The sequence below is a fragment of the Sphaerisporangium corydalis genome (assembly GCF_025506355.1).
Classification (GTDB): domain Bacteria; phylum Actinomycetota; class Actinomycetes; order Streptosporangiales; family Streptosporangiaceae; genus Sphaerisporangium; species Sphaerisporangium corydalis.
The window spans coordinates 44,635-60,366 of sequence record NZ_JANZYP010000052.1; the positions used below are offsets into that span (position 1 = coordinate 44,635).

The window sequence follows — 15,732 nt, forward strand, 5'->3', positions numbered from 1 at the left end:
TCAATGATCCCATCGACGACGACAGCGGCGCGGGCCGTGGCCGTGACGCGGGGTGTGCGGCTCGGCTACGGAGTCGGCTCGTTCTGCACCGCGACCTTCAGTGCCATCCCGGGCCTGCTGCTCCTCTTCTACATGACCAACATCCTCGCGGTGCCCGCCTGGCTGGGCGGCCTGGTGGTGTTCGCCCCGAAGGCGTGGGATCTGATCATCAACCCGCTGGTCGGCCAGTGGTCGGACCGCACGGTCTCCCGCTGGGGCCCCCGCCGCCCCTGGCTGCTCGGCGGCGCCGTCATCCTGCCGATCGCCTTCGCGCTCACCTTCATCGGCCCGCCGCTGACCGGCACCCCCGCCGCCCTGTACGTCGGCCTGTTCTTCCTGATCGCCGCCACCGGCTACGCCCTGTACGAGGTGCCGTTCAAGGCGATGCCCGCCGAGATGACCGACGACTACCACGAGCGGACCTCGCTGCTCCAGTGGCGCATGATCTTCGTCGCCCTCGCCATCGGGCTGAGCGGCATCATCGCGCCCGCCATCGCGGCGCACTCCCTCGACGGCTACCGCACGATGGGCTTCGTCTTCGCGGGCATCCTGTTCCTGTCCATGATCGCCTCGTTCTTCGGCACGGCCCGTGCCCCGCTCACGGGCGTCATCGAGCCGGAGGCGAGCCTGCGCACCCAGCTCGCGGCGGCCCGCGCCAGCCGGCCGTTCATGTGGCTGCTCGGCCTGTCGAGCGCGCAGATGCTGGCCGCCGGGGTCATGCTCGCCGGCGCCCCGTACTTCGCCTCGTACACGCTGAAGAACCCCGACGCCACCAGCACGCTGTTCGCCGCGCTGATCGGCCCGATGCTGATCACGATGCCGCTGTGGGTGTGGATCGCCCGCAAGATGGACAAGCGCGGCGCCATGGTCCTCGCCGGGGCGCTCTTCCTCACCGGGGCGCTGATGTCGTCGCTCACCCCCTTCTTCGGCTCGCTCTACGCCCACCTCATGACGCTGATCATCGGCGTGGGGTACGCCGGGCTCCAGTTGCTCCAGTTCTCCATGCTGGCCGACGTGATCTCCCACGAGTCGGCGCTGAGCGGCAAGCGCAGGGGCGGCGTGCTCACCGGTCTCTGGACGGCCGTGGAGAGCGCCGTGGCCGCGTTCGGCGCCCTGGTGGTCGGCGGCGTGCTGGCCGTCGGGGGCTTCCTCCCCTCCGACCCCGAGCACCCCGTCACCCAGCCCGACAGCGCCCTGACGGCCGTCGTGGTCGCCCAGGCGCTCATCCCCGCCGTCATCATCCTCATCGGCATCCTGATGACCCTGAAGTACCGCCTCACCGCCGAACAGCTCGCCAAGGCCGCGAACCCGGAGCCCACGAGCCCGGTGTCCGAGGCCTCGTAGTCAAGAAACGGCGCAAAGTCCCAGGCCGTCGCGTGGCCCCGCGTCAGCGGGACCACGCGGGGCGGGACGGATGGTCATACAAGGGTGGTACGCATACTCAGTATGCGTCCGACAAGAGATCCCGGATATTCTGGACACCTTGCCGTTGCCAGCCTGATACTCAGGAGATGAGCTCGACGCACCCGCCTGTGCGCGCCTCCGATGGAGACCGTGATCGCGCGATCAGCGAGCTCCGCGATCACGCCGTCGAGGGACAGATCTCGCACGACACGTTCCTCGGACGGGTCGACCGCGCGTTGCGCGCGCGCAGCCGTGTCGAGCTGACCGAGCTCGTCTCCGACCTGCCCCCGCCCGGACGGTGGCGGCGCAGGCTCACCGAGGCGGTCGCGTCGGTGTCGGACCTGACGACGCGCCTCGAAAGCGCCTGGCGCCGGCCGCGCCTGCCCCGGCTCGCCCTCCCCGGCGACAACCGCGTGCGCTACGTGGTGGGCCGGGGGTCGGAGTGCGACCTGATCCTGGCCGACCTCACCGTCTCCCGCGTCCACGCCGAACTGCGCCGTGACACCGAGGCCTGGCTGCTGGTGGACCTCGGCTCACTCAACGGCACCCGCCTGAACGGCTGGCGCCTCGTCGGCCCGGCACGCGTGAAGGCCGGCGACGAGATCTCCTTCGGCGAATGCGGCTTCCTCGTCTCCGTCCCCGACTGAACCCCGGCCGCCCACCGGCCTCTTCAGGGCGGGCGAGGGCCCAAGGGTGTGCTCGGAAGGGGTAAAGCCTGGGTCGTGGTGCTCGCGTGGCCGCGTGCGGGGATGGAACGCTCGGAAGGAGTGCCGGATCCCGTAACGCGCGGAGAGGTGCAGTGCCATGAGCATCAGGTCCTTCCTGCCCGGCCGTCTCGGCTTCGGGAGCGCCCCCCTCGGCAACATGTACCGCGCGATCCCCGACGAGGAGGCCCTGGCCACCGTCGAGGCCGCCTGGGACAGCGGCATCCGCTACTTCGACACGGCCCCCCTCTACGGCGCGGGCCTCGCGGAGATCCGGCTCGGGAAGATCCTGGCCGCCCACCCCCGCGACGAGTACGTCCTGAGCAGCAAGGTCGGCCGGGTCATCCTCGACGAGACCGAGGACCCGTCGTCCCGCGACCTCGGCGACAAGGGCGGGCTGTTCGAGCACGGCCGGCCGAACAAGATCGTCCACGACTACGGCGCGGACGCGACGCACCGCTCGATCGAGGACAGCCTCCAGCGCATGCAGACCGACCGGCTCGACATCGTGTGGGTGCACGACCTCGCCCAGGACTTCTGGGGGGACGCGTGGCTCGGCGTCTTCGAGTCGGCCCGCACCGGCGCCTTCCGGGTCCTGGACAAGCTGCGCGACGAAGGCGTCATCAAGGGGTGGGGGCTCGGCGTCAACCGGGTCGAGCCGCTGGAGCTGACCCTGGAGCTGGACGAGCCCCGGCCGGACGCCTTCCTGCTGGCCGGCCGCTACACCCTCCTGGACCACGAGCGCGCCCTGCAGCGGCTCCTCCCTGCGGCGGTCGAGCGGGACGTGGACATCGTGGTGGGCGGGCCGTACAGCTCCGGCATCTTGGTGGGCGGGCGGCACTTCGAGTACCAGAAGGCGCCCGCCGCCATCCTCGCGAAGGTCGAGCGCATCACGTCCGTCGCCGAACGGTTCGGCGTCGGCGTCAAGGCGGCCGCCCTGCAGTTCTGCCTGGCGCACCCCGCCACGGCGGCGGCCATCCCCGGCGCCTCACGGCCGAGCCGCGTCGCCGAGGACGTCGCCGCGCTCGGCGAGACCATACCGGCGGAGTTCTGGACGGCGCTGCGCCAGGAGGGCCTGATCGCGCCGGACGCCCCCGTTCCCACCGCGTGACCCCAGGAGACCAGCATGGCCACCACCACCGCGTCCGTCGACCTGCCCGTCTCGCCCGACCGCGTCTGGCGGCTCGTCGGCGGCTTCGACTCCCTGCCCGACTGGCTGCCCTTCATCCCCGTGAGCGAGATCGAAGAAGGCGGGCGCGTCCGCCGGCTGACCACCGACCAAGGCGACGTCATCGTCGAACGCCTGGACTTCTTCGACGACACGGCCCGCACGTACAGCTACTCCATCGTCCAGGGCCCCTTTCCCGTGACGGACTACCGCTCCACCATCGCCGTGCACGGGGTTCCCGGGGCGGAGGCGTCCCGGGTGGAGTGGTCGGGCACCTTCACGCCGGTGGGCATCGGCGACGAGGAGGCGATCACCCTTTTCCAGGGCATCTACACCGGCGGCCTCGCCGCCCTGAAGCGGACGCTCGACGCCTGAGTCTTCGCCTCCCGCTGCCGGATCGCTCGATGCGGTAGGGGTTTTCGTTGGCAGTCGCGGCTATTGTGGCGTTTGTGCAGAACCTGATGAGGCCGCGGGCCGCGGTGGCGCGTTGAACACGATCTGGCTCGTCTGGGCCGGGATCACCCTCGGCTCCTTCGCGATCCTGGAGACGGTGGCGCTGCTCAACCACCGCGAGGGGGACACGCTGTCGGAGCGGCTCCGCGAATGGCTGGGGATCTATCCCGTGAAGCACTGGCGGCTGGCGGCGAGCGCCGGGCTGCTCGGCTTCCTCATCTGGTTCGGCTGGCACATCATCTTCCAGCAGGGCTAGGCCACCGTCTGGGAGGGCCCAGCCCCGCTGGGTCGCCGGCCGGGAGAGGGCCGGTCCCGCTCGGCCGCCGGCCAGGTGGTCCCGCTACGCCTTCGGCTGGAAGTCCTCGGCCTGCCAGGCCTTCGGCTGGGTGAAGCGGAGGTTGTTGCCGAAGGGGTCGCGAAGGCCGCAGTCGATGCCGTAGGGGCGATCGGTGGGCTCCTCGGTGAACTCGACGCCCCGGGCCAGGAGCGTCTCGTACGTCTTGCGGCAGTCGTCGGTGCTGAAGATGAGCGTGCCGCCCGTCGCCCCCTTGGTCACCAGCTCGCGGACCTGCCGCGCCGTCTCCTCGGACATCGACGGGCCGCCCGGCTTCTCCAGCAGGACCTGGCGGTCCGGCTGCCCGGGGACGTTGACGGTGAGCCAGCGCATGAAGCCCATGTCGACGTCGGCGCCGACCTCGAGGCCGAGCTTGCCGACGTAGAAGTCGAGGGCCTCGTCCTGGTCGAGAACGAATATCTGCGAGTGCGTGATGGCGTTGAACATGTGCATCAAGCTACCGGCCGGCCCGGCAGAAAACTTATCCAAAACAACTCACCCGGCGGCCGGCGACCAGGCCAGGCGCCATGTCCACCGTCCCGGCGGCCTCAGGGTCAGGCGCTCGGCCGCGTCCACCCCTCCTGGTCAGGCGCTCGGCCGCGTCCACGCCTTCATGAAGCACGTCGGCACGCCCGTGGCCGTCGTCTCCTTGCGGTACGTCCTCGGTGACCGGCCGACGATGTCCCGGAACGTGCGGCTGAAGGTCCCCGGGCTGCCGAAGCCGACCATGAAGCAGATGTCGGTCACGCTGCGGTCGGTCTCCCGCAGCAGGAACATCGCCCGCTCGACGCGGCGGCGCTGGAGGTAGCGGTGAGGGGTCTCGCCGAAGGTGGCCCGGAAAGTGCGGGTGAAGTGCGTCTCCGACACGAAGGCGATGCGGGCCAGTGCGGGGACGTCCAGCGGCTGCGCGTAGGCACGGTCCATCGCGTCACGCGCCCGAAGCATGCGACGGTTGCTCTCCTCTGCGGCGCTGCCCACAGCGCCATCCCATCACGCCCCTCCGACATTCCCGAAAACGCGGCCCTCCCAGGGGGAACGCGTGAAGCGCGGGCGGGGGTCGGGAGAAGATACGGATATTTCCGTATTGCCGTGGGGGCGGGGGTTATCGATGATCGCGGCATGATCCGGGCCATCTATCTCTGGAGGAACCCGTGCGGATGCCCCGACGACCGGCCGGACCGCTGACAGCGGTCCTCCTCACCCTCTCCCTGATGTGGGCATCGGGCGCGGGCGCCCCGGCGAGCGCCGACGATCCGGCGCCCGGTGTCGCCGACCTGGTCAAGGACATCGACCAGATCCTCACCGCCCCGTACCTGACCGTGGCCCGCTCGGGCGTGGTGGTCAGGAGCGCGGCGACCGGCGAGCAGCTCTACGCGCAGGACCCCGGCAAGGTGTTCCTGCCGGCCTCCAACACCAAGCTGCTCACCTCCACCGCCGCCGTCGACACCCTGGGCCTCGATTACCGCTTCACCACGAGCGTGCTGAACTCGGGTCGCCGCGTGGGCTCGACCCTGGCCGGTGACCTGTACCTGCGGGGGACGGGCGACCCGACCATGCTCGCCGCCGACTACGACGCGCTCGCGGCCAAGGTCGCCGGCTCGGGGGTGAAGCTGGTCACCGGGAAGCTGGTCGCCGACGACACCTGGTTCGACGACGTCCGGCTCGGCACCGACTGGGCCCAGGACGACGAGCCGTACTACTACGCGGGCCAGATCTCCGCGCTCACCGCCGCACCGGACACCGACTACGACGCCGGCTCGGTGATCGTCTCGGTCGCCCCTGGCGGCGCGGCGGGCGAGGCCACGAAGGTGACCACCACCCCCGAGACCGACTACGTCAAGATCGAGAACCACGCCACCACGGGCGCCACGACCGACGTCCTGGTCACCCGCGTGCACGGCACCAACCGGATCGTGATCACCGGCACGGTCGCCGGTGAGTACAGCGAGTGGGTGGCGGTCGACGACCCCACCGGGTACGCCGCCTCCCTGTTCAGGAGGGCCCTCACCAAGCACGGGGTGCGCGTGCTCGGCTCCACCGGCAGGGGCGCGACGCCGGCCTCGGCCAAGAGCGTGGCGCAGCGCTCGTCGATGCCGCTCGGCGAGCTGCTCGTGCCGTTCCTGAAGCTCAGCAACAACATGCACGCCGAGATCCTCACCAAGGCGATGGGCCGCAAGGTCTCCGGCAGGGGCACCTGGGACGCCGGGCTGGCCGTCACGGCCGCGTTCGCCAACGCCAACGGCGTCCGGTCGGTACGGCTGCGCGACGGCTCAGGGCTGTCCCGGCTGGACGGGGTGACCCCGGGCGAGCTGACGGGGTTCCTCATCGCCATGCGCGCCAAGCCCTGGTACACGACCTGGTACAACGCGCTGCCGATCGCGGGCAACGCCGACCGGTTCACCGGCGGGACGCTGCGCAGCCGCATGGCGGGCACCCCGGCCGCGAACAACGTGCACGCCAAGACGGGCTCGCTGACCAGCGTCACCGGCCTGTCGGGGTATGTGACCAGCGCGGACGGTGAGCCGCTGGTCTTCTCCATCCTGACCAACAACTACCTGACCGGGAGCCCCAAGACCCTGGAGGACGCCATCGCGGTCCGGCTGGCCCGGTTCAGCCGGAACACCCCGGCCGACGTCGCGGCGCAGGGCCGGCTGACGGCCGAGCCCGAGGGCCGGGACGCCGGCCTGGAATGCGCGTGGCGGAAGCCCGTCCAGTGCTGACCCGCCCCCGGCCCTGACGAAACGGGACCGGCCCCGCCCCGCGAGACGCGGGACGGGGCCGGAGGGCCGACGCGGCGGGGGTCATCCCGCCGTGGGCTCGTCAGGTGTCACTTCTCCTTGAGCCAGCTCATCATCGGCCGCAGCTTGGCGCCGGTCTTCTCGATGGAGTGCTCGGCCAGCTCCTCGCGGTACTTGCGGAAGTTGCCCTGGCCGCTGTCGAACTCGTCGACCAGCTCGCGCGCGAAGTCGCCCGACTTGATCTCGCCGAGGATCCGCTGCATCTCCTTCTTGGTCTCGGAGTTGACGATGCGCGGCCCGCGCGTGTAGCCGCCGTACTCGGCGGTGTCGGAGACCGACCAGTACATCTTGGAGATGCCGCCCTCGTACATGAGGTCGACGATCAGCTTCATCTCGTGGAGGCACTCGAAGTAGGCGACCTCGGGCTGGTAGCCGGCCTCGATCAGCGTCTCGAAGCCGGTCTTGATCAGCTCGGACACGCCGCCGCACAGGACGGCCTGCTCGCCGAACAGGTCGGTCTCGGTCTCCTCGGTGAAGGTCGTCTTGAGCGCGCCGGCGCGCGTGCCGCCGATGGCCTTGGCGTAGGAGAGCACGAGCGGCCAGGCCTCGCCCGTGGCGTCGCGCTCGACGGCGACCAGCACCGGGACGCCCCGGCCGGCGGTGAACTGCCGGCGCACGAGGTGGCCGGGGCCCTTCGGCGCGACCATGGCCACGTCGACGCCCTCGGGCGCCTCGATGAGGCCGTACCTGATGTTGAGCCCGTGGCCGAAGAACAGCGCGTCGCCCTCGACGAGGTTCGGCGCGACGTGCTCGGCGTACAGGTGGCGCTGGATGTGGTCCGGCGCGAGGATCATGATGAGGTCGGCCTCCTCGGCCGCCTCCCCCGGGGAGACGACGCGCAGGCCGTCGTTCTCGGCCTTCTCCCGGCTCTTGGAGCCCTCGGGCAGGCCGACCCGGACGTCGACACCGGAGTCGCGGAGCGACAGCGCGTGGGCGTGGCCCTGGCTGCCGTACCCCAGCACGGCCACGTGCCGACCCTGGATGATCGACAGGTCTGCCTCGTCGTCGTAGTAGATCTCAGTCACTTGCTTGCCTTTCGTGATTTCATACGGCTCGCGCCCGCAGGTCTACGCGCTGCGGTCCAGGGCCCGGAGCGAGCGGTCGGTGATGGAACGGGCGCCGCGGCCGATGGCCACCATGCCCGACTGGACGAGTTCCTTGACGCCGAACGGCTCCAGCACCCTGATGAAGGCGTCGAGCTTGTCCGGCGTGCCGGTGACCTCGATGGTCACCGCGTCGGTGGCCACGTCCACGCAGCGCGCGCGGAAGAGCTGCACGAGCTCCAGCACGTGGGACCGGGTCTCGGCGTCGGCCCTGACCTTGATCAGCGTCAGCTCGCGCTGCACCGACTGTGAGGAGTCGAGCTCGACGATCTTGATCACGTTGACCAGCTTGTTGAGCTGCTTGGTGACCTGCTCCAGCGGCAGCTCGGCGACGTTGACGACGATGGTCATCCGGGAGACGTCGGCGTGCTCGGTCGGGCCGACGGCCAGGGAGTCGATGTTGAAGCCCCGCCTGCTGAACAGGGCCGCGACCCTGGCGAGGACGCCCGGCTTGTTCTCGACGAGCACCGACAGCGTGTGGCGGCTCATGCGTCCCCTCCCGTGGAACCCGTGCGGCGTGCGCCGGCACCGATGCGGACCGACCGGTTCACGGCTGCTCCTCGTTGTCCCACACGGGCGCCATGTCCCGCGCGATCTTGATGTCGTCGTTGCCGGTGCCGGCGGCGACCATGGGCCAGACCATGGCGTCCTTGTGGACGACGAAGTCGACGACCACGGGCACGTCGTTGATCTCCATGGCCTTGCGGATGGTCGCGTCCACGTCCTCGGGCCGCTCGCACCGCAGGCCGACACAACCGTACGCCTCCGCCAGCTTCACGAAGTCGGGAATCCGGCGCACCGACTGCAGGTCGGTGTTGGAGTAGCGCTGGTTGTAGAACAGGGTCTGCCACTGCCTGACCATGCCGAGGTTGCCGTTGTTGATGATGGCCACCTTGATCGGCACGCCTTCGAGCGCGCAGGTGGCGAGCTCCTGGTTGGTCATCTGGAAGCAGCCGTCGCCGTCGATGGCCCACACCGTCGCCTCCGGGACGCCCATCTTGGCGCCCATCGCGGCGGGGACGGCGAACCCCATGGTGCCCGCGCCGCCCGAGTTGATGAACGTGCCGGGCTTCTCGTAGGTGACGAACTGCGAGGCCCACATCTGGTGCTGGCCGACGCCCGCCAGGTAGTAGGCGTCGGGCCCGACGATCTCGCTGAGCCGCTGGATCACGTACTGCGGGGACAGCGAGCCGTCCTCGGGCTCGTCGTACCCGAGCGGGTAGGTGTCCTTGTACCCCTGCAGCAGGGTCCACCAGGCCTCGTAGTCGCCGGCGCGGCCCTCGGCGTGCTCGTGCTTGATCGCGGCGAGCAGGTCGACCAGCACCTCCCGGCAGTCACCCACGATCGGGACGTCGGCGTGGCGGTTCTTGGAGATCTCCGCCGGGTCGATGTCCGCGTGGATGATCTTCGCGTGCGGGGCGAAGGTGTCGAGCCGGCCGGTGACCCGGTCGTCGAACCGGGTGCCGAGCGCGATGAGCAGGTCGCCGCGCTGCAGGGCGCCCACGGCCGCGACGGTGCCGTGCATGCCCGGCATGCCGAGGTGGAGGTGGTGGGTGTCGGGGAAGGTGCCCCTGGCCATCAGGGTGGTGATGACCGGGATGCCCGTCAGCTCGGCCAGCTCGGCCAGCTCGGCCGACGCGCGGGCCTTGTGCACGCCGCCGCCGACGTACAGCACCGGCCGCTTGGCCTCCATCATGAGGCGGGCGGCCTCCCTGATCTGCTTGGAGTGCGGCCGGGTGACCGGGCGGTAGCCCGGGAGGCGCATGACCGGCGGCCAGACGAAGGTGGTCGTCGCCTGGAGCGCGTCCTTGGAGATGTCCACCAGGACGGGTCCTGGACGGCCGGTGGCGGCGATGTGGAAGGCCTCGGCGATCGTCCTGGAGATGTCGGCCGCGTCGGTGACCAGGAAGTTGTGCTTGGTGATCGGCATGGTGATGCCGGAGATGTCGGCTTCCTGGAAGGCGTCGGTGCCGATGAGCGGGGCCGCGACCTGGCCGGTGATCGCGACGATGGGCACCGAGTCCATGTAGGCGTCGGCGATCGCCGTCACGAGGTTGGTGGCGCCGGGGCCGCTCGTGGCCATGCAGACCCCGACCCGGCCGGTCGCCTGGGCGTATCCTTCGGCCGCGTGGCCGGCGCCCTGCTCGTGACGTACGAGCACGTGCCTGACCTTGGTGGAGTCGTAGAGCGGGTCGTAGGCGGGCAGGATCGCCCCACCGGGGATCCCGAACACCGTGTCGACCCCGACCTGCTCCAGCGCCCTGACGAGGGCCTGCGCACCTGTCATCTCTTCGGTCATCGGCTCGTTTCCTTGCTGGCTGAGCTGGGTGTGGCCATAAAAAATGCCCCGCCCGCCGGTATGGCGGTGCTGGGGCTGCGCGCAGGCTGGGGACTCTTCGTCAGCGACCCGCGCGCCGGCGAAGTACTACACCGTCGAGGCGGGCTCGAATGAGCCCGGCAATGGAGTCCCGAGTGATACGCATGCCGCCACGATAGCCCCTGACACATCCGAGGTGTCAAATCTACGGACGCATGTCTCACCATATGGGATCAGAGACTTCACGGGTCAGGCGGTGTTCTGCAGCGGCGACAGGCTGGTCCGCATGAGCGAGTCCACGCCGCGCGCGGCCATCGGGCGGGCCACCAGATAGCCCTGACCTCGGGTGCAGCCCATCTCACGCAGGAGTTCGAGCTGCTCGGGCCGCTCGATGCCCTCGGCCACGACGATCAGGCCGAGGTCGTGGCCGAGCCGCACGATCGTCCGGGTCAGCAAAGTGAGCGTTTCGTCGCGACCCAGGCCCGAGACGAAGGACGGGTCGATCTTGATCATGTCGACGGGGAGCTGACGCAGGAACGCCAGGGAGGCGTACCCGGTGCCGAAGTCGTCGATCGCCAGCCGCACGCCGAGGGCGCGCAGCTCCGAGAGCCTGCTGGTGATCTCCTCGGCGTCCTCGACGAGCATCTCCTCGATGACCTCCAGCGTCAGCGCGCTGGCCGGCAGGCCGCTCTCGGCGAGGGCCGCCTCGACCGTCTCCACGAACCTGGGCGCGGTGATCTGGCGGCTGGACAGGTTGAGCGACAGCCCGATGTCCCAGGAGGACGCCCGCCAGTTGGCCACCTCGCGGCAGGCCTCCCGCAGGATCCACTCGCTGAGCGGGACGATCAGCCCGGTGTCCTCGGCGGCCCCGAGGAACTGCTGCGGCGGCACGAACGTGCTCCCCCGCCACCAGCGCACCAGGGCCTCCACCGCGGTGACCCGCGAGGTCGCCAGGTCCACGACCGGCTGGTACTCCACGGCGAACTGGTTGGCGAGCAGGGCGCGCTGCAGGTCGGCGGCCAGCTCCAGGCGGCGAACGACGTCGGCGTGCATGTGGGCGGCGAACACCTCGACCCTGCGCCCGCCGAGCTCCTTGGCCCGGGTCATCGCCACGTCGGCGTTGCGGATCAGGTCGCCCGCGGGGAGACCGTCCTCGGCGAAGGCCACCCCGACGCTCGCGGTCAGCGCGATGTCGCGGTCGGCCACCCGGAACGGTTCAGAGGACACCGCGCGCACCAGCCGCTCGGCGAGGTCGATGGCGGTCTGGGCGTCGGCCGCGCCCGGCCCGCCCGAGACGGCCGAACCGCCGGAGGAGGAGCTGCCCGACTCCAGCAGGACGGCGAACTCGTCGCCGCCCCAGCGGGCCAGTGTGTCGTCAGGGCGCACGGCCGCGCGCAGCCGCCTGGCGGCCTGGCTGAGCAGGTAGTCGCCGCTGGCGTGGCCCACCGAGTCGTTGACGCCGGTGAACCCGTCGAGGTCGACGAAGACCACGGCGGTGCGTCCCGGGCCCCGGCGCGCCAGCACCTCGCGGGTGCGCTCCTCGAAGTAGGCGCGGTTGGGCAGCCCGGTCACGCCGTCGTGGAAGGTGAGGTGGGCGACCTGGTTGCGCAGCGCCACCTGGTCGCTGACGTCCCGCGTGGAGATCAGGACCAGGTCCTCCCCCTCGCGCGGGTGGCGGGTGGCGACCGACTCGGCGGGACGCCAGGTGCCGTCGGCGGCGCGCACCCGGCAGGAGACGCGGCAGGCGCCCTGGCGTTCGGGCGACTGGTCGTCGTCGGCGGTCATGGCCCGCAGCGCGGCCTGGACGGCGGGCGCGTCCTCGGAGTGCACGTAGTCGAGGATGGAACGCCCGACCAGCTCGCGGGCGGGGTAGCCGTAGGTCGTCTCGACGCTGGGGGCCATCTCGCGGATCTCGCCGTCGTGGTCGCAGACCAGGACCACGTCACCGGCGTTCTCGGCGAGGTGGATCAGCCGGCGCTCGCCCGACTCCATGGTCCCGCGCATGCTGGCGGTCTCCATGGCCAGGACGAACACCTTGGCGAGCAGCACGACCACGACCGAGCCGACGACGATCGGCAGCACCGCCATGGGCCGCTCGGGCCGGCCGGCGAACACGTGGATCCCGAGGACCAGGGTGGCGACGCCGGCCAGGGCCAGCGGGGCGCCGTCGACCACCGCCGAGGGCGCCGACCGCACCGGGGCGGTACGGTCGCGCACCGCCCACGGCAGCGCGGCGAGCAGCAGGAACGCGGCGGGGGCGACCACGCCCGCGACCAGCGGGGTGGTGCCGCCGACGTTCAGCCGGCCGATGGCGGTGGCGAGCTCCTCGACGGTGATGGCCACCAGCACCAGGAGCGCGGCCAGGCCGACCCGGCGGCCTGACGAGCGGGCCGCCAGCACCGCAGGCGCCACGGCGCAGGTCGCGAGCAGGCACACCACGGGCAGGGCCAGCGTGATCGGCTCCTCGGCCTTGGCGTAGACCGGGCCGAGCACCAGGATCCAGCAGATCGTGAACAGCGAGGCGGCGCTCACGTAGGCATTGGTGGCGTAGTGGAGCAGCGACCTGCCGTACGCGGGCCGCCGCACCGTCCGGCCGCAGCCGATGGCGAGCAGCAGGGTGCCGACGAGAAGCAGCACGTCGGCGAAGGTCAGGACGAACGGCGTGCCCTCGGCGACCGGACGTACGCCGACGCCGGTGAGCCAGATGATCGAGCCGGCGGCCAGCCAGCGCCAGGACGAGGACTGGTGCCCCGGGCGTGGCGTGATCCGCAGGGCGGCGGTGAAGAGCGACAGGGCGGCGAGCAGGCCCGCCACCACCCCGGCGACGGCGGTGCCGAGGGTCGAGGGGACGTCGACCACAAGGGCGGCCACGAGGGCCACCGCGCCGAGCCCGGCGGCGGCGGTCAACGGGACCCTTGGGTCACGAAGGCCGTTCATCGTCGTCGCCCATGCGGCTCATTCCTGTCCACATCGCCAGTGTCGCGCCCGCCCAGCGGCGGAGGTTGCGACAACCGCCCAGTCGTCACCGATCTGATAACCACCAGGGAAACCCTTGGGCGGTCGCGGTATGGATCACGCTACGCATCGGAGGTCACGGGGCAGCCACGGTCTGGGTTTGCTTTCCTATCGTTACGAGTCAGAAATCCGTGTCAGGCCGGTCAGTAGGATCCCGTGATCACGTTGTTCAGCGGCTCACCGGACAGGTATCTCAGCATTTGAGACCGTACGAGCTTGGTGGCGCGGCGGGTCGAGGCGGGCGTGCTGCCCGCCACGTGCGGGGTGATGAGGACCCCGGGCGCCGTCCACAGGGGGTGGTCGGCGGGGAGCGGCTCGGGGTCGGTCACGTCCAGCGCGGCGCGCAACCTGCCCCGCCGGAGCTCGGCGACGAGCGCGGCGGTGTCCACGACCGGGCCCCTGGCCGCGTTCACCAGCACCGCGCCGTCCTTCATGCCCGCGAGGAAGCCGGCGTCCACCAGGCCCGCCGTGGCGGAGGTCGAGGGCACCAGCAGCACCACCACGTCGGCCTCGGGCAGCAGCGCCGGCAGCTCGTCCTGCCCGTGCACGCCCTCCCTGGCCGTGCCCGCGACCCGGACGACGTTCACCTCGAACCCGTCGAGCCGGCGCTCCAGCGCCTGGCCGATCGACCCGTACCCGACGATCAGCACGGTCGCGTCGGCCAGCACGCCGGTGTGCCGGTAGGACCACTCGCCGCGCTCCTGGGCGGCCAGGAAGGCCGGGAACTCGCGCAGCACGGCGATCATCGCGCCCACGGCCCACTCAGCCGTGCCCGCCTCGTGCACGCCGCGCGCGTTGCAGAGGATGACGCCCTCGGGAAGGTGCGGGCGGTAGGGCTCCACGCCGGCCGTCACCGTCTGCAGCAGGCGCAACTTGGCCATGCGGCCGAGCAGTTCCCGGACGCCGGGCGGCGTCACCAGCGGCGGGATCCACACCTCGACGTCCTCGGCGCCCTCGGGCCGGGCGGGTCCGCCTTCGTACAGGACGCATTCCACGTCGGGGAGACCGGTCAGGACGTCGACGATGGCCGGCGAGGGGGCCCAGATCTTCATGACCGCCAACCCTAACGATCCCCTCCGACACCCAGGAACCTCAGGAGGCGGGGAGGAGTATGGAGTCACCAAGGAGGTCTGAAAAATGTCGAACCGATGGTTTCGTCCCCCCGGGGTGCGGGCGTTCGCCGCCGCCGCCACGGCGGCCGTCCTCGTAACCGGGTGCTCCACCGGGAGCGCCGGGCCCGAGGGCGGGGAGAAGACGGGCACGGCGCGGACACCGCCCCCGCTGGCGAGTCCCCTGCCCCAGCGGACCCCTGGCGCGCCCCGGACGCTCGTGGAAGGGCTGACCGTGCCGTGGGCCATCGCGTTCCTGCCCGGTGGCGACGCGCTGGTGACCGAGCGCGAGTCCGCGCGCCTGCTGCGGGTGACGCCCGCCGGGAAGATGAGCGTCGTCGGGGTGGTGGACGGCGTCGTCCCGAGCGGGGAGGCCGGCCTGCTCGGCGTCGCGGTGTCCCCGGACTTCGCCAATGACCACTACGTCTTCGTGTACTGCTCGGTGGACACCGGGAACCGCATCGTGCGCTACCGGTACGACGGCGGGCTCACCGGCGCCACGACGATCCTCAGCGGCATCCCCAAGGGCGGCATCCACAACGGCGGCCGGCTCGCGTTCGGCCCCGACGGCTACCTGTACGCCTCGACGGGCGAGACCGGCGACCGGCCGCTCTCCCAGGCCCTCGGCTCGCTCGGCGGCAAGATCCTGCGCATGACCATGGACGGGAAGCCCGCGCCCGGCAACCCGTTCGACAACGTGATCTGGAGCTACGGGCACCGCAACGTCCAGGGCATGGCCTGGGACCCGGACGGGCGGATGTACGCCTCCGAGTTCGGCCAGAACACCTACGACGAGGTCAACATGATCAAGAAGGGCGCCAACTACGGCTGGCCGGGGGCCGAGGGCTTCGGCGGCGGGGACGAGTACACCGACCCGCTGCTCACCTGGGCGCCCAGCGAGGCGTCCCCCTCCGGAATGGCGTACGCGGACGGGTCGCTGTGGGTGGCGGCGCTGCGCGGCACCCGGCTGTGGCAGATCCCGCTGTCGGCGTCGGGGAAGGCGGGCAGGCCCGTCGCCCGGTACGAGGGGGAGTTCGGCCGGCTGCGTGCCGTGGTGACCGCACCGGACGGGAACAGCCTGTACGTGAGCACCAGCAACCGGGACGGGCACGCGGGAGGAACGATCAAGGACGGCGACGACCGCATCCTGGTCATCCCGCTGAACTGAACCCTGCGGCAGGGCGCGGCCTGGCGGCGGTGAACCCCCGCGTGACCGGCGAAACCGGTGCGACCGGTGGACCCGGTGTGACCGGTGGACCCGGTGTGACCGGTGAACCCGGAATGACCG

The 15,732-nt window shown here is 71.1% G+C and carries 14 protein-coding genes; 7 read left to right on the forward strand and 7 right to left on the reverse strand.

The genetic code is table 11. The features are described from left to right. Positions 1-3 precede the first annotated feature (3 nt). The 5 genes from NYZ98_RS29355 to NYZ98_RS29375 all read left to right on the forward strand — a co-directional run bounded on the left by NYZ98_RS29355 (position 4) and on the right by NYZ98_RS29375 (position 4,024). Positions 4-1,383 carry an MFS transporter gene (locus tag NYZ98_RS29355; RefSeq protein WP_262846809.1) on the forward strand — a complete coding sequence of 460 codons (1,380 nt, stop codon included), beginning with the start codon at positions 4-6 and terminating at the stop codon, positions 1,381-1,383. A 167-nt stretch (positions 1,384-1,550) separates the two neighbouring features. Then, entirely contained in the window at positions 1,551-2,090 is a 540-nt protein-coding gene (locus NYZ98_RS29360; protein WP_262846810.1) for a DUF1707 and FHA domain-containing protein, read from the forward strand. 157 nt (positions 2,091-2,247) lie between these two features. After that, positions 2,248-3,258 carry an aldo/keto reductase gene (locus tag NYZ98_RS29365; protein WP_262846811.1) on the forward strand — a complete coding sequence of 337 codons (1,011 nt, stop codon included), beginning with the start codon at positions 2,248-2,250 and terminating at the stop codon, positions 3,256-3,258. Positions 3,259-3,273: 15 nt separating this feature from the next. Next, positions 3,274-3,690 (forward strand): SRPBCC family protein, encoded by a 417-nt coding sequence (locus NYZ98_RS29370; protein WP_262846812.1) that lies wholly within the window; start codon positions 3,274-3,276, stop codon positions 3,688-3,690. A gap of 112 nt (positions 3,691-3,802) precedes the next feature. Next, a complete protein-coding gene (locus NYZ98_RS29375; protein WP_262846813.1) occupies positions 3,803-4,024 on the forward strand; it encodes a hypothetical protein in 222 nt (73 codons plus the stop codon). An 84-nt stretch (positions 4,025-4,108) separates the two neighbouring features. Here the strand turns inward: NYZ98_RS29375 and NYZ98_RS29380 are convergent, their stop codons facing one another. Together NYZ98_RS29380 and NYZ98_RS29385 are read right to left on the reverse strand one after the other, a co-directional pair. Beyond that, the gene (locus tag NYZ98_RS29380) at positions 4,109-4,549 is read right to left on the reverse strand and encodes a VOC family protein (RefSeq protein WP_262846814.1); all 441 of its coding nucleotides are present in this window, start codon (positions 4,547-4,549) and stop codon (positions 4,109-4,111) included. 138 nt (positions 4,550-4,687) lie between these two features. After that, positions 4,688-5,047 (reverse strand): helix-turn-helix domain-containing protein, encoded by a 360-nt coding sequence (locus NYZ98_RS29385; protein ID WP_262846815.1) that lies wholly within the window; start codon positions 5,045-5,047, stop codon positions 4,688-4,690. 212 nt (positions 5,048-5,259) lie between these two features. Between NYZ98_RS29385 and dacB the strand changes: the two genes are divergently transcribed. After that, positions 5,260-6,822 carry a D-alanyl-D-alanine carboxypeptidase/D-alanyl-D-alanine endopeptidase gene (dacB, locus tag NYZ98_RS29390; RefSeq protein ID WP_262846816.1) on the forward strand — a complete coding sequence of 521 codons (1,563 nt, stop codon included), beginning with the start codon at positions 5,260-5,262 and terminating at the stop codon, positions 6,820-6,822. Positions 6,823-6,929: 107 nt separating this feature from the next. Here the strand turns inward: dacB and ilvC are convergent, their stop codons facing one another. From ilvC to NYZ98_RS29415, 5 genes are all read right to left on the reverse strand, one after another. Then, positions 6,930-7,916 (reverse strand): ketol-acid reductoisomerase, encoded by a 987-nt coding sequence (ilvC, locus tag NYZ98_RS29395; protein WP_262846829.1) that lies wholly within the window; start codon positions 7,914-7,916, stop codon positions 6,930-6,932. 51 nt (positions 7,917-7,967) lie between these two features. Then, entirely contained in the window at positions 7,968-8,492 is a 525-nt protein-coding gene (gene ilvN, locus NYZ98_RS29400; RefSeq protein WP_262846817.1) for an acetolactate synthase small subunit, read from the reverse strand. A 58-nt stretch (positions 8,493-8,550) separates the two neighbouring features. Further along, complete coding sequence (locus NYZ98_RS29405; RefSeq protein ID WP_262846830.1) at positions 8,551-10,347, reverse strand: acetolactate synthase large subunit; 1,797 nt, start codon at positions 10,345-10,347, stop codon at positions 8,551-8,553. 222 nt (positions 10,348-10,569) lie between these two features. Beyond that, positions 10,570-13,227 carry a putative bifunctional diguanylate cyclase/phosphodiesterase gene (locus tag NYZ98_RS29410; RefSeq protein ID WP_262846818.1) on the reverse strand — a complete coding sequence of 886 codons (2,658 nt, stop codon included), beginning with the start codon at positions 13,225-13,227 and terminating at the stop codon, positions 10,570-10,572. Positions 13,228-13,478: 251 nt separating this feature from the next. Then, complete coding sequence (locus NYZ98_RS29415; RefSeq protein WP_262846819.1) at positions 13,479-14,387, reverse strand: 2-hydroxyacid dehydrogenase; 909 nt, start codon at positions 14,385-14,387, stop codon at positions 13,479-13,481. 85 nt (positions 14,388-14,472) lie between these two features. Between NYZ98_RS29415 and NYZ98_RS29420 the strand changes: the two genes are divergently transcribed. Continuing rightward, positions 14,473-15,612 (forward strand): PQQ-dependent sugar dehydrogenase, encoded by a 1,140-nt coding sequence (locus NYZ98_RS29420; protein ID WP_262846820.1) that lies wholly within the window; start codon positions 14,473-14,475, stop codon positions 15,610-15,612. Positions 15,613-15,732 lie beyond the last annotated feature (120 nt).